General features: G+C 51.2%; 19 protein-coding genes and 1 pseudogene. 10 read left to right on the top strand and 10 right to left on the bottom strand.

The annotated features are described in order from the left end of the window. Positions 1 to 9: 9 nt before the first annotated feature. Complete coding sequence (locus BM113_RS12355) at positions 10 to 966, bottom strand: CPBP family intramembrane glutamic endopeptidase (RefSeq protein ID WP_089788387.1); 957 nt, start codon at positions 964 to 966, stop codon at positions 10 to 12. A 152-nt stretch (positions 967 to 1,118) separates the two neighbouring features. Here BM113_RS12355 and BM113_RS12350 point away from each other — a divergent pair, with 152 nt between their 5' ends. After that, positions 1,119 to 1,391: a DUF7127 family protein gene (locus BM113_RS12350; protein WP_089788606.1), complete on the top strand. Its 273-nt coding sequence runs from the start codon at positions 1,119 to 1,121 to the stop codon at positions 1,389 to 1,391. A gap of 34 nt (positions 1,392 to 1,425) precedes the next feature. Here the strand turns inward: BM113_RS12350 and BM113_RS12345 are convergent, their stop codons facing one another. Next, positions 1,426 to 2,055 carry a metal-dependent hydrolase gene (locus tag BM113_RS12345; RefSeq protein ID WP_089788386.1) on the bottom strand — a complete coding sequence of 210 codons (630 nt, stop codon included), beginning with the start codon at positions 2,053 to 2,055 and terminating at the stop codon, positions 1,426 to 1,428. Positions 2,056 to 2,165: 110 nt separating this feature from the next. On the opposite strand from BM113_RS12345, the gene BM113_RS12340 reads away from it, so the two are divergent. Then, positions 2,166 to 2,774, top strand: coding sequence for a DUF1684 domain-containing protein (locus BM113_RS12340; RefSeq protein WP_089788385.1), 609 nt, complete (start codon positions 2,166 to 2,168; stop codon positions 2,772 to 2,774). 54 nt (positions 2,775 to 2,828) lie between these two features. Further along, positions 2,829 to 3,203 (top strand): 2Fe-2S iron-sulfur cluster-binding protein, encoded by a 375-nt coding sequence (locus BM113_RS12335; RefSeq protein ID WP_089788384.1) that lies wholly within the window; start codon positions 2,829 to 2,831, stop codon positions 3,201 to 3,203. 42 nt (positions 3,204 to 3,245) lie between these two features. On the opposite strand, the pseudogene BM113_RS12330 reads toward BM113_RS12335, so the two are convergent. Continuing rightward, positions 3,246 to 3,518 (bottom strand): annotated as a pseudogene (locus BM113_RS12330) (class I SAM-dependent methyltransferase); the annotation flags it as partial. Between the two features lie 61 nt (positions 3,519 to 3,579). Between BM113_RS12330 and BM113_RS21910 the strand changes: the two are divergent. The 3 genes from BM113_RS21910 to BM113_RS12320 all read left to right on the top strand — a co-directional run bounded on the left by BM113_RS21910 (position 3,580) and on the right by BM113_RS12320 (position 5,229). Next, a complete protein-coding gene (locus BM113_RS21910) occupies positions 3,580 to 3,933 on the top strand; it encodes a hypothetical protein (RefSeq protein WP_143095841.1) in 354 nt (117 codons plus the stop codon). Positions 3,934 to 3,935: 2 nt separating this feature from the next. Then, positions 3,936 to 4,910, top strand: a complete 975-nt coding sequence (locus BM113_RS12325; protein WP_089788383.1) for a tyrosine-type recombinase/integrase — start codon at positions 3,936 to 3,938, stop codon at positions 4,908 to 4,910. Between the two features lie 76 nt (positions 4,911 to 4,986). Further along, on the top strand, positions 4,987 to 5,229 hold the full coding sequence (locus tag BM113_RS12320) for a hypothetical protein (RefSeq protein ID WP_089788382.1): 243 nt from the start codon (positions 4,987 to 4,989) through the stop codon (positions 5,227 to 5,229). Positions 5,230 to 5,580: 351 nt separating this feature from the next. Here the strand turns inward: BM113_RS12320 and BM113_RS21905 are convergent, their stop codons facing one another. Then, positions 5,581 to 6,735: a hypothetical protein gene (locus BM113_RS21905; protein WP_143095840.1), complete on the bottom strand. Its 1,155-nt coding sequence runs from the start codon at positions 6,733 to 6,735 to the stop codon at positions 5,581 to 5,583. A gap of 1,278 nt (positions 6,736 to 8,013) precedes the next feature. Between BM113_RS21905 and BM113_RS21900 the strand changes: the two genes are divergently transcribed. Continuing rightward, positions 8,014 to 8,457 (top strand): hypothetical protein, encoded by a 444-nt coding sequence (locus tag BM113_RS21900; protein ID WP_143095839.1) that lies wholly within the window; start codon positions 8,014 to 8,016, stop codon positions 8,455 to 8,457. A gap of 133 nt (positions 8,458 to 8,590) precedes the next feature. Here the strand turns inward: BM113_RS21900 and BM113_RS12300 are convergent, their stop codons facing one another. Genes BM113_RS12300 through BM113_RS12285 form a run of 4 tightly spaced genes read right to left on the bottom strand, consistent with a single transcriptional unit; the run spans position 8,591 to position 11,918 of the window. Further along, on the bottom strand, positions 8,591 to 8,938 hold the full coding sequence (locus BM113_RS12300; protein ID WP_177209160.1) for a LuxR C-terminal-related transcriptional regulator: 348 nt from the start codon (positions 8,936 to 8,938) through the stop codon (positions 8,591 to 8,593). Next, positions 8,931 to 9,773 (bottom strand): COG3415 family protein, encoded by an 843-nt coding sequence (locus BM113_RS21895; protein ID WP_143095838.1) that lies wholly within the window; start codon positions 9,771 to 9,773, stop codon positions 8,931 to 8,933. The genes BM113_RS12300 and BM113_RS21895 overlap by 8 nt, the downstream gene beginning before the upstream one ends. Next, positions 9,763 to 10,875, bottom strand: coding sequence for a hypothetical protein (locus tag BM113_RS21890; protein ID WP_143095837.1), 1,113 nt, complete (start codon positions 10,873 to 10,875; stop codon positions 9,763 to 9,765). The genes BM113_RS21895 and BM113_RS21890 overlap by 11 nt, the downstream gene beginning before the upstream one ends. Beyond that, positions 10,872 to 11,918: a hypothetical protein gene (locus BM113_RS12285; RefSeq protein ID WP_089788375.1), complete on the bottom strand. Its 1,047-nt coding sequence runs from the start codon at positions 11,916 to 11,918 to the stop codon at positions 10,872 to 10,874. The genes BM113_RS21890 and BM113_RS12285 overlap by 4 nt, the downstream gene beginning before the upstream one ends. 218 nt (positions 11,919 to 12,136) lie before the next feature. Here BM113_RS12285 and BM113_RS21885 point away from each other — a divergent pair, with 218 nt between their 5' ends. After that, the gene (locus tag BM113_RS21885; protein WP_143095836.1) at positions 12,137 to 13,120 is read left to right on the top strand and encodes a DUF8102 family protein; all 984 of its coding nucleotides are present in this window, start codon (positions 12,137 to 12,139) and stop codon (positions 13,118 to 13,120) included. 184 nt (positions 13,121 to 13,304) lie between these two features. Here the strand turns inward: BM113_RS21885 and BM113_RS21880 are convergent, their stop codons facing one another. Further along, positions 13,305 to 13,841, bottom strand: a complete 537-nt coding sequence (locus BM113_RS21880; protein ID WP_143095835.1) for a V-type ATPase 116kDa subunit family protein — start codon at positions 13,839 to 13,841, stop codon at positions 13,305 to 13,307. A gap of 388 nt (positions 13,842 to 14,229) precedes the next feature. Here BM113_RS21880 and BM113_RS23105 point away from each other — a divergent pair, with 388 nt between their 5' ends. Then, entirely contained in the window at positions 14,230 to 14,388 is a 159-nt protein-coding gene (locus tag BM113_RS23105) for a DUF7563 family protein (protein WP_449406646.1), read from the top strand. A gap of 16 nt (positions 14,389 to 14,404) precedes the next feature. On the opposite strand, the gene BM113_RS12265 is transcribed toward BM113_RS23105, so the two are convergent. Continuing rightward, complete coding sequence (locus BM113_RS12265; RefSeq protein WP_143095834.1) at positions 14,405 to 15,133, bottom strand: recombinase family protein; 729 nt, start codon at positions 15,131 to 15,133, stop codon at positions 14,405 to 14,407. A 192-nt stretch (positions 15,134 to 15,325) separates the two neighbouring features. On the opposite strand from BM113_RS12265, the gene BM113_RS21875 reads away from it, so the two are divergent. Then, positions 15,326 to 16,324 carry a ComEC/Rec2 family competence protein gene (locus BM113_RS21875; RefSeq protein ID WP_143095833.1) on the top strand — a complete coding sequence of 333 codons (999 nt, stop codon included), beginning with the start codon at positions 15,326 to 15,328 and terminating at the stop codon, positions 16,322 to 16,324. The last annotated feature ends 755 nt before the right edge of the window (positions 16,325 to 17,079 follow it).

Below are 17,079 nucleotides of genomic sequence, written 5' to 3'. Positions count from 1 at the left end.
CGTCGACCGCTACTCCTCGAGCGGCGACCCCTCGAGGCCCCCGCTCTCCCGGCCGCCGCCGTCCCCGGCTTCGCTCTCCACCGGCAGCGCCCAGTCGCCCTCGAGCGCGGGCGTTCCCGTGAGAGCGATTCCGACGGCGGCGAGCCCGAAGACCGCGATCCCGACCGCCCCGACGGGGTTGACGACGAGTTCGGAGCCGCCCTGTGCGAAGACGAGCATCGTCGCCGCGAAGGCGTTGAACGTGCCGTGCAGCGCGGTCGGAGCCAGCACCGACTGCGCCTCGATCGTGACGTACGTATAGACCGGCGACATCGCCAGACAGGCCGCGGTCATCATCCCGACGCCGACGACGGGGTAGTTCGGATAGTTGTACCCCTCGAGGATGACGGGTGCGTGCCACACCCCCCAGCAGAGGCCGATGACCGCCGACGCGCCCCAGAAGCCGAGGGGGGCGAGTTCCGTCAGGAAGACGCCGCGCCAGCCGAACTCCTCGCCGAACGCGAAGACGCCGTTGATCGTGACGCCGAAGACGACCGCGGCCACGATCGAGATCAACAGGTTCCAGGGCCAACCGGGCAGAGACGGGCCGGCCGGGGCTGCCTCGCCGTCCTGTGGCTGGGCGAACTCGGTCCCCTCGCCGGTCAGCGGGTTCGCGTCGGGGACGAACTCCACCCCCGGCAGCCCCAGCGAGATCGCCGTCCCCAGCAACACGAGAGCGATCGGGACGGCGATGGCGACTGCGAGCCAGCGAAATCGACCCCGCGGGAGCCTGAGTCCCGCCGCCTCGAACGACAGCCGACCGACGATGCAGGTCGCGATGCCGGCGAGCATCGGCGTAAACATGTACGCGGGCGCGAGCGCGAGCATGCTCACGCCGGCGAGTCGCGAGACGGCGACGACCGCGCCCGAGAGCACCGCCAGCGTCCCCAGGAAGATCGCAAGCGATCGACGATCGATCCCGGTCACGCCGGCGTCACCCCCGTCGACGAGTCGGGAGAATGTAACATGGTTGACTGGTGTACCGGGCGATCGATAAACGTTGTGTCGCTTCCCGACCGCAGGTGTGGCAGGACGTTGCCGGCCGGAGGCTTACCATCCACTGGTCCCTGGAACCGGACGTGAACGTACCAGAACCGCTCCGAAACGCCGAGGGTGACGACGCGCTCGTTCGGAGTTTCGAGTACGACGATACAGACGAGAGCCTCATCGCGGTCGACTTCGGCCGGGACAGGGCCACCGGCGACGAGCTTTCCGTCGACGTGGTCGACTCGCGAGTCATCGTCGTCGCGGACGATCAGGGACTCGAGTGCGAGTTCGATCTTCCGCCGTCGGCGACCGACGTCTCCGTCCGCAACGGCGTCGTGACGATCGCGGGCGAACCGGACGGCTGAGCGAGGTCGACACCACGTTCGTCGGCGCAACTCCTCACCGTTCTCGCCGTTCCCGTAGCCCACGGATGGACGATCCCAGCGAAACCAGCGTCCGTTTCCCACCGGCCAGACACTCGCGGGCGACCGGTGCGCCGTCGTAGAGCCACAGTAGCGCCGTCAGGACGACGATCCCGAACTGCAACCACAGGTACGTCGAGAGTTCACCGGCGAGCAACTGCTCCCGGTAGCCGGCGAACAGCCGGGAGAACTCGCTGAGAAAGCCCGCCGGAGCGGCCGTGGGAGGCGTCTCGACGGGCGCGACCGGCCAGAGGACGATGCCGAACTCGAGGTAGCCGCCCCTGACGTAGCCGTCGACGACGTCGGCGGGCAGGTGCAACAGGTAGCCGAGGCCGAACGCGAGCCCCGCGCGGGATCGACCCCAGGCCCGCGCGAGCGAGCCGACGACGATCGCCAGCGGGACCGCGACGAAGATCGAGTGGCCCAGCGCATACCCGCTCTCGAAGACGCCGAACTCCCAGGCCAGCGGCTTGTCGATCAGGTCGGGCAGGACGGAGGCGACGACGACCGCGAACGCCTCGAGGCCGCCCGGGGACTCGCGGTGGAAGGCGTGACAGCACAGCGAGTAGGCGAGATACCCCACGAGCGCGTGTTCCCAGGGCCACATCGTCTACCCCTTGCGCCGGCGCGGGGAAGTGGGTTCGCCCCGCTCTCAGCGAGTGAACAGCGCGGCGCCGCGAACGCAACGCACTCGAGTGTGGGGTCACAATCGGAGGTATGAGCGAGACGGACGCCGACGCCGACGCCGACTTCGACGTCGACCAGTGGCGCGACGAACTCGAGGCCAAACGCGCCGAGAAAAACGAGTTCTTCGCCGAGCACCCGCAGTCGCCGATCCCGCCCGAGGAACGGGACGGGTTCGACGGACTGGACTACTTCGACCCCGATCCGGAGTACCGCGTAACCGCGACCGCGACGGTCCACGACGACCCCGAAGTCGTCCTGATGGACACCACCGCGGGCCGGGAGATGCGCTATCTGTGGACGGTGACCCTCTCCGTCGACCTCGAGCGCACGGACGAGGACCTCGAGGACGCTACCCTGGAGCTGGCCGCCTACCAGCAGGAACGCCCCCAGGGGAATCGGGCGGAGGAGCCGCTTTTCATCCCCTTCCGGGACAAGACGACCGGCCAGCAGACCTACCAGGGCGGCCGCTACATGGAACTGGCACCCGACCGGGAACTCACAGATGGGGACGAACTCGTCGTCGACTTCAACCTCGCGTACACGCCCTTCTGTGCCTACAGCGAGACGTTCGACTGCCCGCTCCCGCCCGAGGAGAACTGGCTCGAGGCCGCGATTCCGGCCGGCGAACGCTTCGAGTAGCGCCGTCGACGGCGGCCCCGCGGCTCTTTGTAGTTCGGTACCGTATGCCACTTCATGCCGACCGTGTACTACCGGGGCGAACGGATCGAGTGCGAACGCGGTGCGAACCTCCGGGACGTGCTCCTTGAAACGGGACTGTCGCCGCACAACGGGATGGCCGACACCCTCAATTGCGGCGGTCACGCGACCTGTGGCACCTGCGCCGTTCGACTCGAGGGTGACGTGAGCGAACCGACGGCGGCCGAAAGACGGCGGCTCTCGGTGCCGCCGCTGCGCGGCCGCGAGGGGTTGCGACTGGCCTGCCAGACCGAGGTACTCGGCGACCTCGAGGTGAGGAAAGGCGAGGGCTTCTGGGGACAGCGGGAGCCATCGGACGACGGACGGGCGGAAAGCGACGAGCAGTCCGACGCGCCCGAATCCACGGGCTGATCGGCACTCACCCGAGTCGGCCCGACGGGTCTCCAGTCGAAATCAGGGGGCGACGCCGACCGTCAGCAGCGTCCCGTACTCGCGGTAGCGTTCGACCATGTCCTCGCGAGTGTCCCAGTCTTCGGTCGGGAACTCGGACGCGTCCGGGATCGTCGTCTCCCGGTCCGGGATGTTGTCCTGCTCGGCCACGCGGAGGCCGGCCTCCCGGAACGCCCGGCGGTACTCCTCGCGGTCCCAGCGGGTCATCTCGACGTCGATCGACTCCTGCCACTCGTGGGAGTGGACGTTCTCCTCGTAGTAGTTGACGGCACAGTATGAAACTAAGTACAGATATTATCTGTAATAGTTTATATAGCGTCGTTGTGAATGGGTGAGTATGCCACAAGTGAATGTGGAGCTTTCAGATGAGCAATTCTCGGAATGGACTGAGTGGGTAGATGAAGAGAAAACGCCACACAATACCAAATCGGACCTAATCAGAACCGCAGTGAACGACTACATAAACGAATCCCAAGCAGACAGAGACCTGAACGACATAGACGAAGTGGTACGGCTCTTAGAAAGCATGCAGAGAGATATAAATGGTATTTCTGGAGCTGTAGAACAAGCACACGAAGAACAGCTTACAGAAGCCGAGCTAAGCGATTCTGTAGACGCCACGGTAAGAAAACTTCTGTATGATGCATTAGTTCAGAATGAAGCTGTAGATGGAATATCTTTGGCAGAATAACAATGACAGAGACCGTACCATACTGGGAGCGTTGCAAAGACCATATAGCAAGTGATATGGATACAGAAGATGCGTTAAAGCAAGCAAGAAGCACTCTAAAGCACTTTGCAGTATTTTTGAAGGAGCGAGATTTAGAGCCTGAAAATGTTGAAGCACTTGATATTCTTTCATACTTGAACAAGCTGAAAAACACCTACACAAAAGTTACTACATATAACATGTATAGGCACTTAGGAGCTTATTTTAGAGCATTAGAAATTGAAAGGATTATCGTAGATAATCCAGTAGATGAAGCTGAAAAAGAATATGATGACGAAATAAAGCCTGATGAATGGAGTACGTCGAACCCTAAGAAGGTCGAAGAACAAGGAGAGAGCGTCATTGAGCTAGATTCTGACAAAATAGACCAGATGGTAAGGGAAGCTGACTCTATACGTGATAAACTAATAATACAATTATTGAGAGATACAGGACTTAGAGCGTCCGAATTGTGTAGCGTGACCGTGAAACAAATAGAGGAAGGTCGAGAACATCGGAAAATAGAGAATATACAAATTGCCAAGAGAGATGGTGCAGAGAAGACCGTATATTATACTAACAGGACAGATTCTCTACTCACAGAATACCTGAACGTAGGCAGGAAACGCTACAAACCCGCTTCAGAGTCGCCGTATTTGTTGGTAAGCCTCAGAAGTGAGCAAATCCACCCTAACTGGCTGAATAGGATTGTACGACAGACGGCAAGAGATGCAGGCGTTCAAGAAATTATGTTCACAGATGCAAAGGGAGACCCGCGCTATAGATACGTTGCGCAGCACTTCCGTTCTAATTTTGCTATAAAATATATTAGTGATGGAGGGAATGTCGAATTTTTGCGCCAGATGCTCGGACACGCTGATTTAGAGACTACAGAAGAAGCCTATTTGTCTTTCAAGGAAAAAAGCATACGAGAGAGCTATAGAGATGTTATTGGGTAGCCCACTCTCCCTTTATTAGAAGATGAGACCGTAAGAATGACATTCTGATTCCTTCTCTGTCTTGTCGTGATGTTCTATGAGGCAACACGATGCGGAGCAATTGAAGGAGGAGTTGAAATGGGCGAAGGAAGCAGCAGTCATCGCTGAGGCACAGCAAAACGGCTTTTTCGGCTCTAAGATGCTCGAAGCGCAGACGGAGCAAATTCCAGCCGAATATCAGCATCTGACGGACATCGACCCACAAACTCTAGAGCAACGGATTGAACGTCTCGAACGGGACCTCCAACACGCCAAGCAAGGAGATTGGGACGATGACTAACCTCCTAACGCTGCCGTTCAACTCATTGCAACTGCAATAGCTCTGCATCAATTATACTATATGAGCATCATCGGCTTGAGCCACATCTGGCATGCAAACGGGACTGAGCTATTTGCATTGGTCTTTCTCGTCACAACACCTTTCGTATTATTTTTCATTGTGACTTGGCACTACATCGGTTTCTGGACGGGCGTATTCGCTGGAGCGGTCGGTTCTGGTATCTCGATTCTATGGATTCCAATTCTCGTAGTTTGGACTCTGTTGCTCCTCGTACTCGACCTGCTCATCGGAATCAACTAGAACTGAAAATGAACCATGTTGGCTTGATAACCAGTACAGCACCACGAAGGGTTACGCCGAAGGTGCATAGGTCGAGAGGTATACCGCACCCTTATCAACATACCTGAAACTCGTCATACCGTACCTTTCATCGTATTCTTGCAGCTTCTTACCAGCGGTCTTGTGAGTAGCGGTTCTAATGAGACCTCCTTCTTCCAGCACTTCGGCTACATCCTCTAAGGACATGGTGTCTTCACCTTCCTCTTCAGCTGTGGCAAATAGCTGATTCACTAGGTCCGCCTCGTTCCTCTCTGTATCTATCAACTCATCCGCTAACTCAGCAAAATTGTCCTGTGTTACGGTCTTTTCATCAATCGGAGCGTAGTCGAAAATCTCGTACTCTTCACACCACTTTTCTACGCGGTCTTTTGCGTAGTCTGAATCGTGTCCGTGTGCCTTCTGTAGTAGAGCCACAAAATTACCTTTATTTAATGTTGGCATGTTCTCGTATAGTTCATACATCTTCTCTTTTTGTTCATTTACGCGGGTCAAATCGTCCGAGATAGCGAAGTAATCATCAGGGTCAGTTATAATAACTTCCGTGAGAATCTCAGGGCTATCTATGTACGCTCCCATATCCTCAGATACAACATCAACAGCTATGGGATGAGTGGGTTTCCTACCGTTTTCCACATAGTCTATTAGCTGCCGTTTGCACTCGATACGGTCCATACGGTCTGAAAATGCCGACGCGTACACTGACCGAACAGCATCTTCGAGGCGAGTACCCCAACCACGCTGCCACGGTGCCGTTTGCATAACCTGGCGCGGCAGCCAGACCTTCACCTGCGTACGCTTCTTTTCAGGGTTCTCAACGCCTCTACGTATATCTTCTTCTGCCTCATCTTCTGTTCGAACCTTCAATTCATCTAACGCCTCGAAATCAAGCTTTTCAGGTGCAGACTCGTTTAACCTGGACTCTACAGAGTCCAGCCTATCAGTTAACTCATCATAGGAAAACAGCAGACATTCATACGCCAAAACACCTTGTGTGAGTTTCCGATTTCGAACGGAAGCTACGTAGGACACCGCCTCATGTGCCCATTTGTGCATGGTAACGCGCTTACTGTCGCTATTTGTGCCGTGTAGAATTGTGTGAGACGGGTAGTCGCTCTCATTAATGTGCTGTGCCCCTGATTCATTGTCCCCAGATTTGTTCTTAGACATTATGATTAATACTTAGGGCAAGATGGTTAAATAGGCCAGGATTTATTGTATGTAACTCACACAATTGATTCCAAGGTGGCAACAGGAAGAGGGAGTCACGAACGGGGGAATCACGGAGTGAAACAGGGTCGAGAAATCTTTTCTTTTCTGTACATGACGGGTCAAGGAGTGTAGGGCAGGGACAGAGTGAAAATCTAACCTAGGTGTAGAGAGTTTCAACGGTGGGTTTTGTTTAGTTTTCAACGGCGGGGTCCTACTGGTGATGGAAAGGTTTTGCACTAACTGTACTTCTAACCACACAATTGACGCTACTTCTTTTCCACTAATTTCACCCCTACTTCTCCAGAACACGATGTTCTTCCGACAGTTAGCGAGTGCTAACTGTATAGTCAGCTATACAATTAGCACGATGCAGGGCAGTCCTATTGTACCCTATCGATACAATTAGTGTTTTGAAGGATTTCTACCTCCCCCCAATCGTATTACCTACACTGTCCTATTCCACTGTTTAAACACCTCTACCTCCAAAATGGCTTTTCGATTTACTCCCTGTCTATACTCCTTATCCCGCTGTGTTCCAAAAAGAAAAATTTCGGAACTCTAGCACCGTTCCCCCACCGTAGACCGATACGATACAATCAGCGAGATACAGACGAATAAACAACTCGAAAAGCGTGCGGACGAGCCGCCAAGTGTGTTTTCTCTGGGAAATTCGAAGCTATTCAAAGAGCATTCTGATGGCTGAGAGATGAGCTAATGAAATCTATTCTTCCCTCTTGGCAGTATTGTCGCCAAGGAGGTGATGTCGATACGAACACGGTCTCCAAGCCGATAGCGAGTCATCACCGCTGTTGGCTTCGGTAGCGTATTTAAACCTCAGCATCACTTGCCCCCATCATCTCAACCTTCCATCAGGATGTCTACGAGCCATCGAAAGTTGAAAGAGACTGTCCTGAGTGTGGAATTACGTTTGACTGCAGCTATGGTGCGCTCTCTCGTTGGTGAGTGAGGTTCAATTCACGTGAAGTGGGTCAATGCTTTCAGTGGTTGAACTCCCCCCTGTTCTACTGTAAAGACAGTATAAGCGCGTTGCGGTCGTCGTCTGCCGTGCATTACCTGAGTAAACCATTTAGGGCTTATCTGATTCGTTCAGAATGTATGAAATATAATGGCGTACATGTTGATTGGATAAGTCAGTGGATTCTCTCTTATCTATGCGAGTCAGAGACTTGGGAGTCCACGTCCAGTATCAGTGCTGCTCTCACCTCGTATGACGGTGTGACGGACAGCAAGGTTCGGAGGCGGCTCCGCAAACTGCGCGATGCAGGACTCGTAGTGTGCGAAACAGAAAAGCGTGAGAACGTCGCTGACGCTAATCTCTACAGGACCAACCCAGACGGTTTGTCTGATTTAGATGGCCTATCACGCCCTCCTGCACAGTCTGTAGACCGCGATGAAATGCGGAAGGAACTGGAGGAGGTGCGAGTCGAAAACAACCGTCTCAAATCTGAAATTCGGGAGTTGAGGTCTGAGCTGGAGCTACTTCAAAACCACTTCAATAATAGAGGCACAGGCCGCATCGGTCGTATTGAGGAGAGACAAGAGTACCTAATGGAGCATGCCGACGTGACAGAGACCCACCTCAAAGCAGCAGCAGAGTTATACAGCGAGCACAACATCAACTTTGACGAATATCTGAGAAGTGTTCAAAATAGTCAATAACGGATTCTTTCTGTGCTTTCTCTATCAACTCCGTTGCATCGCCGCTCAGTGGCTCGTTCACGCTCCCAAAATTGCGTTTATCCACAGTGACTGTAGAATTCGGTTTACTCGCTGTAGAATTTTAACTATCCGTCTATCCGTTCTTGTCTTCTTGCTCTTGGATTTCGAATTTGACATCAAGACCTCGGTCACGGAGTCGTTCTACCGCGTATCGCGCAACTGCTTCGATATTCTCATCACGACGAGCATTGCGTTGCTGGTCAAGCATCGCTTCTATCACAGTTACCTGCTCGCCCAGTTTCGAATTTGCACGGCTGTAGTATGTGCCGACAGTTGATTCAGCAATTCCAAGGTCTTCACCGACCTCTTCATAGGATTTGTGTTGCGCTTTTTGAATGACTTGGACCTCTCGATTCGAGAGAACGACGCGGTCATGCTCCAAATCCAGCGGATGAGGATTCGCAACACGAGAGTCAGTCATTGCCCTCACCCTGTTCTGCGATACCATCTTGCTTGTCATAATGCCCGTTGAGCACAGTTGAGACATATTCGTAGGCAACGTCATATTCTTCTACCTTGAGTCGCTCATACACTGCTCCAGTGGTCGGTTCATCCATCTCTGCTGCGATTTCTCTGATTTTAATCCGTTTGCGCGGGACTTTATTACGATTGGGAGATGTGTTTTTGAGATAACCAGAATCTCGTCGCTCGATGCCGTGATTTTGCATGCCTCGGAGAACGGGTGTGTGGTCTGCTAACTCCAGCTCGTCGGCTATTTCACATAGCGTGAGTCCTTCAGTGTGGTATTTTTGACGTAGCCAGTCAGGGTCTTTAAGCTCAGGAGTTCCTTTTGGCCGCTTGGGGATTCCGTGCTTTTTGAGCCAATTTTCGATTGTTTTATGACTGCAACCGAGTTCGTCGCCAACCTCTGTCATCGTCATTTCTTGTTCGACGTATAACTCACGCAGTCGGCCCTCATCTCGCCACGGTTTAGGTTCGTCTGTTGCTGAGGGATTGGTCTCTTTATTCTTGGTTGGAAGATAATCCTGCACTGTCTCTCGTACCGTCTGATATGCTGTGTTGATACCTCGGTCCTGACAAGCTTGATGAATGTCTGTATATGAGGCTGAGGGCATCACCATCGCGACCTCGATGATGTCCTTTTGCAACGGAGTCGCGTCAAGGTCAGAGAGCAGCGTCGATTCTTCCTGACCGTCGTGTGCGTTATCCTGTGGGACTTCAGTTCGTTCTGCACGTTCTGAAATATGCTGGTACCCTCCATCAATTGGGTCGCCCTTGTATTCTCTACTCGGCATCTTCGCCACCTCCAAGCATGTCCCGCATACTTTCAATTGCTTCTCGTCGATTCACACTGGCTTCGACAATCTCGTAAACCGCTTCTTCGTGTTCCATTCCACACACGTGGTTTTGAACGAAGGAATCAATATTATCGATAGCCAGTACCTCTCCACCATGGATTGCGATACGGTATTGGTCACCGATTTCTAGAGCGATTATATCCCTGACCACGACCATCAACTCTTCCGAGCAGCGAGGAGAAATGGATGCAGCTGAGACTTCCTCACCAACTTCCTCTGGAAAGAGGTCAATACCTGCGAGAGATTGGAGAAGCAGTTCTTCTAAATCATCCCGTTGCTCAGCTATCGCACTGAGTGCAACAGTAGCTGCCAGTTCGTTGGGGACGGTATAGCTCTCTAAGGGATTGTAGTCGTCTGAAATGAGTCCCTGTCCGACCACGTTGTTCGGAGAGTCATCTAACTGAATTACTCTCCAATTGCCACTACCAGTGAACTCAGGGGCCATACACAGGATTGTAGTATCCCATTCACCGTTCCCGTATGGTAGTATTGGTGGATGGTCAGTTGAATCGGGCACGAAGCGTTCATACTCACCAATCTCGGCTGGCCAATGTCGATATTGGTCTTCCTCTGCAGTTAGAGCGACTTCCTCATACGGGTCTTGTACTGGCTCTGGTTCCAAATCATCTACCTGACCGTACTTTTCTTGTACATCCCGAGCTGTGGCACCGTTTTCTTTAATCGCCTGTGCCACGCGCTCATGTTCCTCATCTACGAGTTGCTCCGCGAATTGGTCTACATCGGTGGTAGCGTAAATACGGTCGCGAAATATGAAGACGTGAGAGTCATAGGGAAGATTTGCTACAATAACCTCCTTAGCAATTCTTTCAACCTCTGTATCACCGTTGAGTTCAAACGGGACTCCAGCTCCGCAGCAGTTTCGTTGACCTAATCCGTGCTGGAGTGCTGCGAGACAAGATAAGATTTCGTCGAGGTACTCCTCTGGGTTCCCCCTCAATTCGCAGGGAACAGTCAAATCAGTCGGCAGTTCAAGCAAGACATCCCAAGCGTTCGCTTGATTCGACGAGGTCGTACTCATCGCTTCTCACCCCATTGAGTATTGACTACAGAGCGAGGACAACCAGATGCAACGTACTCTTGGAGGTTTGAAATTCCCTCATCAATCGGCACTGGCTCCATACCGCTGATGTCATCATCGGCATAGACAGGGACACGATGGAGGAAGTTCGGTCCACCAACACAACAGAACTCAAAGTTGAGGTCTAACACGTCGCCTTCAACACTGATGGTTTGGTACTGACCAACGACCTCGTAAGCAGTCGCATCAGGTATCCAAACGCTCAGCGAGAGTTCATCTTTGCTACTAAGCTCTGTTTCTACAGCAATTGCAACGGCACCAGCTTCGACAAGCTCCTCAGCAAGCCTGTCCGCAGCAATAGATTCCGACGGCAATGGTGTCGGGTTCTCGCCGTTCTGGACGAACTCGGTGACCTGCCGAACTCCGTCCTCAACAGTGACCTCTTTCGGGCCATACGCCATCGCCTCAGCGTACAGTGGGACTCGACGATAGAGGTGAGTCTCTGCAGCTAATACACTACTCAACCGAATCGGGTACGGTTTTCCTCCAATCTCAACAGCGTCAAACTCGCGTAGTGCGTCGGCGACACCTGCGTCATCACCACCAGCGGGAACGTGGTAGATTACTTCGAAGAGGCCACGAGCAAGGTAGTCCTCTGGAATTGCTGCGAATACAGCTTCTGTTTCCGCGAGGGCGTTGCCTACTGTTTCAACAGAGGCGACATCAACGCCCAGCGACTCGGTTGCATCAAACTGGTTCTCTAGCGACCAGCAGCGCTCAACGATTTCTTCGACAGCGTCATCTTCTGAGTGGACTTCCACATACGAGGCCAGACACGAAACCTCTCCTTGGTCGCCCCATTCGCAGTGGCGGTAGCTCGTAACGATAAACGACCCATCCTGCCGTGCTTCGATACGCGCCGATACAGGCGTGTGCGCCGCCTGGACCTTCCATAGATTTGTTTGTGAGTCAACACTCCACGACTCATCGAGCTGGTTCCGAACTGCTGCTTCTATGTCATCCGTCAATTTTCTTGCTGTCATGTTCGACATATTTGGCTGAGGAGGCGACATATATAAATTTGACGATTAGAATCGGTAAGCACAAACTAGAGTTGATTTATATGGGGGTAAGATTATATATGCGAGGTTAAATAGGCCGTTATAACAGTTATAATTGGAGAGGGGGAATAGACCCTAATATTTTGGTTTGGTAAGCACAATTCAATAGGTATTTTAATATGGGCTCCGTATACCGTTGTATGTCAGGGAAACGGTATCGAGGAATTCTCACAAAGGACGATAGGGACGTTCTGACCTCGGTGATGGACGGGACTGAACATACAATAGATTCACAAACGGAAATCCGCATGCGTCGCCGAGCTCAGCAAGGATTAGTTGACCTTTGTCTCCTCAATGAGCTGTATACAGACGACAATAAGGTAGTCAGTGATGGCTTCAAGGAAGAACGAACGCTTCCATTTGCTGGAGACTCCTATAATGTTGATACCATCCAAACCGCACTGTCGTTTCTGATTGGGGGTCTCTGGGATAGCGACCAACACCAAGCAACTCAAATCCTCGAACAAGCAATCCGTGACAATCTCGAAACCCCAGAAACAGTCGTGCAGACCGACATCACTGTCACTCGCGATAACCGTGATGAGCTTCTGACCCGCACTTACGAGCGGTACCAAGCAGGGGAGGAATTAGACAACCAAGAGTCACACATCCTTTTACAGGAGTACAGTCAGTATGGGTGCGAGCCACAAACTGAACACAAGCCGACTCAGCGGGCAGTACTCCTCAGAGAAGAATTGCTGCACTACCCATCCCATTTCACCAGTCTGATTGCTGATGATATGATGAAGGAAGACTTGGAAATCGATAGCAACTTGGAGGAATTCGAAAGCGTCGGTGACTTTTTCAAGACGAATCTTGAAGATAACCTTCCCGACCTTGTGACACAAATAACAAATAATCTCACGCTCACAGTCCATGCTTTCAAAGGAGAACTGTCGGAAGAGGATTATGAAGAGGTCTGTAGTGAAATTGAAAACGCCTCAGCTGACATAGTCCAAATAATGACACCAGATGTAGCATCAGTACGAGAGGAGATGTTTCAAACAGAGGATTTTGAAACAGATGTGAAACGAATTCATGCATATGGATTTAATCTTCGACCTCCGACAGGTAATACGAAGATGTTTGAACTAGATAACGAACCGCGGAGAGTATATCCTTAATAGAAACTCTGAGAGCAAATTCATTAGTCCCTACTTGAGTAGCCGCGTATGTAGCAGCGGTGTTCTTCCTTGCAGAGCTTGGTTGGTATGCTATCTGGATGTCGTTGTGTACCGTGAGTGCAGGATGAGTCCCTATTGATTACACCGTTAGTAATCCACAATAATTGTAGAAGATGTTGCCCTGTTACTCTGTTACCTGACTGAGCTCCCAAACGAATGGGGTTTTATCGGGGTCATGATAGATAATCTTGCCGTTTGAAGTCTCTTTCACGCGGAATTTTCCGTCACTAAGACTCTCCATCGCTTCAGCAACCCTTGATACTGTCTTATACTCCACATTTATAGAAAGAATAGTATCCAACCTTTCTACCAACTGATTGAATTTCATTCTGTCCCCGCTTTTCGCTTTATCAGACCATTCCTTCCAGTTCTCTATTACCCTCATCGCTCGTTTTCTTGGAGCAGTATCTTTCACATGCACCTCATCCCATCCGAGGTGATAGATGCGTTCTGCATCAGAAAGTTGAGTTTCTAACTCTTGACTTGTGTGGACCTTCTCAACTAATTCTTTCATGAGTTCACGATTCTCATTTTCCAACTTATCTACACTCTCTTCTAGGTTATCAATAGAACGGATAGCGTTGTTCAACCGTGATTCTAGCAGCGTGATTCTTTCCTCCATCTCATCTATGCGGGACGCATCATCTTTCTCATCAGCCATTAGTCACTAGCAGAACAGAGTTCCCTAAATATCTACTGACAGATGTTGTCAGTGGTGGGAGGGCACCCTCTGTCAGTAGACCCTCTCTAGTACGAGTACGATATTATTAGAAGTAATTTTCCATTCTTTATTACCCCACATTCCGATAATTATTTAAACCTTGGTCACTTACAAAAGAGTGTAAGCCAGGAGCAGTAGCGGAGCGTGTACTAACGTAAGTTAGTACAAACGGAGTGTAAGCGGAGTTCTCTGGCGCTTCGGTCATTTTACTACTGACAACATCTGTCAGTCACAGTCCCGTAGAAAACAACGGTACACTGGATGGCCAAAATTAAGCCATAGGTATTATATTTGAGAATTTCTGATTTACTGGTAGTGGTCAAGTCCGATGCCTGAGTGCCAGAACTGTGGTACACACGTTACGGAGCGATATGTCCGTGTGTTTGCTCCTGATGGTGTTGATGAGCCACGAGTCTGCCCACAGTGTCCCGATAAACTCCGAGACGGAGCAGAGATACGAGAAGCTAAGTCGAAACGACGGCAATAGAAATAAGTTATCTCTCCTATCGGTCCGATTTGGTCGGGAGGTCGTACAGTTCACGGCGGTCTTCCTCAGTGGTAGCTCGACGAATCGTCGTCCGCGAGGTTTCCAGCATCGAGGCTGCCTTATTCTGAGACAGCTCACCGTTATCAACCAGCTCTAACACCGAGCAGATTCGGTTGAAGTCCTCTGTTGGATACAGGTTCCCGTTTTCTTTGTCGAAACCCAATGGTGCTCGCCCCCACTTATGGCCGTTAGCTCGCATTTCCCGAATTGCGGCCTTCGTCCGCTCTTGAATCAAGTTGACCTCAAACTCAGCGAAGACAGCCGTAATTTGTCTCATCAGCGTACTCATAGCATCCTCTCCATCAGGGTCGTATCCAATTGGTTGGTCAGTGAGGACGAGTCGTGTATCCGCTTCTTCGAACTGCACAATGATGTCCTCAAAATCACGGATTGACCGAGCAATACGGTCGAGCTTTGTAGCTACTACAGCGTCGAGTTCATCAAGGTCATCGAGTAGCTCCTGAAATTGTTCTCGGGCTTCAGCTGATGTCCCCGTTTCAATATCAGCGTATTCAACTTGGTCTGCCCCGTTATACTCGTAGTTGACATAGTCCTGTACTCGGTTTCGCTGCTGTTCGGGATTCTGTTCTTCCGTACTAACTCGGGTATACTGGGCAACGCGCTTTGCTTCTGTTTCTCCGTGTTTATGTGTTAGTTCATTCGTGTTTTCCTGTGATTCGCTCATACTCAATGTACAGGGCGGTATGAATGTAAAGATACCGCCTTTCGTCCACTGGGAGAGGTTATCGGACGTTATCGGTCGTCTTCGTTAACGCCAGTTACGCAAAATGCATTTGTACCTACTGGGGAATCATTTTCACTTTCACTTTGGTCACGGAAGTCTTTTTACCAAACATACATAATGAATGGTAACTGAATGGCGAAGAAGACGAATCATGTCCTCGATATTCGAGTGTGGGACGTAGAGCATGGAAGCGCAGCCTACATGAGTGCAGGAAATAGAGACGTGGTTATCGACTGTGGCGCAAATACAGGTGAGAATGAGTGGTCACCCCTTCGGTGGATAAACGACAGTCGGTTCGGGGTGAACAAGATTGACTATCTAATTATTAGCCACCCCCACCACGACCATATTGAAGACCTCGATGTGATGGAAGAATTGGGCCTTGCTCCCAGCATTCTACAACGACCTAAATCGGCAACAGAGTTAGTAGAAGAAGGGTTAGAAGAGGCACGTGAGAACAATCATGAGGACTACATTGAGGATGCTGAATATTATTTAAATACTCTTGATGAGTACGATGGCGACGTTGAGACACCGCCATCTGACCCATCATGGGCAATAGATGAACGGACGGTAGGACGAACCAGAGCCGATGGCGGTATTCCATCGGACGGAGTTACATTCCATAACTTTGGTACTAGCGATGCTTCTCTTGGCAGTAGTCGGTTTAAGAAACTGAACAACCTGAGTAAGGTATCGGTCGTCAATTCTTACGGTTTCCAGTACGTGACGATGGGCGATATAATGTCACAAGGTATAGATGAATTGAAGGATAACTCCACTGCAATGGCAGCTATTGAGGACTCAGAGGTTCTGGTTGCTCCTCATCACGGGAGAGACAGCAGTTACGATGAGGACTTAGTTGACCATATCAATCCAGACCTTGTGGTGTTCTCAGATGAAGGTGACCCTCAAAACCCGGCTACAGAAGAATATCGTAGCCATGCCAGCGGAGTAGAAGTCAAACATGAAGACACAGGAAATACAGATATAAGGTATGTTATTACAACTCGAAACGATGGAAGAATCCGTATAAAGGCCTCAAATCCCGATGACTGGGAGGTATCTGTCTCTGGTCGAGACTACTCCTCGCGAAAGGCATCCACCAAACGTTATGAGAGGATGACCTAAATAAAGAATGGAATGGCTGTTGCTCGAAGCTTTCGTGCTCTTGAACTCTACGACGTTCTCACCAACTTAGTTCCCGGCGCAGTAGTATTACTGATTCCGAGTATTATTTTCCCTGTTGAGAACTTCATATCATCCTCAACTGGGACTCTCGGAGCTGGTGCTTTCTTAGTCTCTGCTCTTGTTTTTGGACATATTGTCCAAGTAATAGCTAGTTGGCTCGATGGAACACCCAAACTTTTCGGAAAGGTCATACGAGCTACTCGCGGTGAAGATGTAGGTGACTTGCCGATAGACATCACGTATGTTGAGGAGTCAGTTTGGCCCTTGATGGAACGGCAGTTTGCCCTCCCTGAGAATTTCGATGACTATGGTGAGATGTTCCGTTTGCTATTAAGTTACATAGAAACGACACCAGCGACTCGTGCTCTACGGTTCCAGGCTCTCCATTCATTTCATCGGAGTATGTGGGCGGTAGGGCATATCGCAGTTCTCATTACCACTATAGGAATCCTGCTAAAGCGTACAGGATTGGTGACTGTTCGTTCCTGGCCAGTTCTTAGTTTGGCCCTGATTGGGAGTCTTATTGGTATTTGGGTCTTCGGACAGCGGAAAGAGAAAATGAATAAGCGATTTATCCAATATGCGATAGCTGACTTCTATATACATCAAACAGAAAAGCGAGATAACAGTCATTGGAGGTCTGGTTCTTGAATTCTGTTCGTCAACTGTGTTCTCAGCCATCTTGTGCGTTCTAA

It is taken from the genome of Natronobacterium haloterrestre (assembly GCF_900112205.1).
GTDB lineage: Archaea > Halobacteriota > Halobacteria > Halobacteriales > Natrialbaceae > Natronobacterium > Natronobacterium haloterrestre.
The sequence above is the reverse complement of the archived record's forward strand: the minus strand, read 5'-3'. Positions and strand labels throughout refer to the sequence as shown.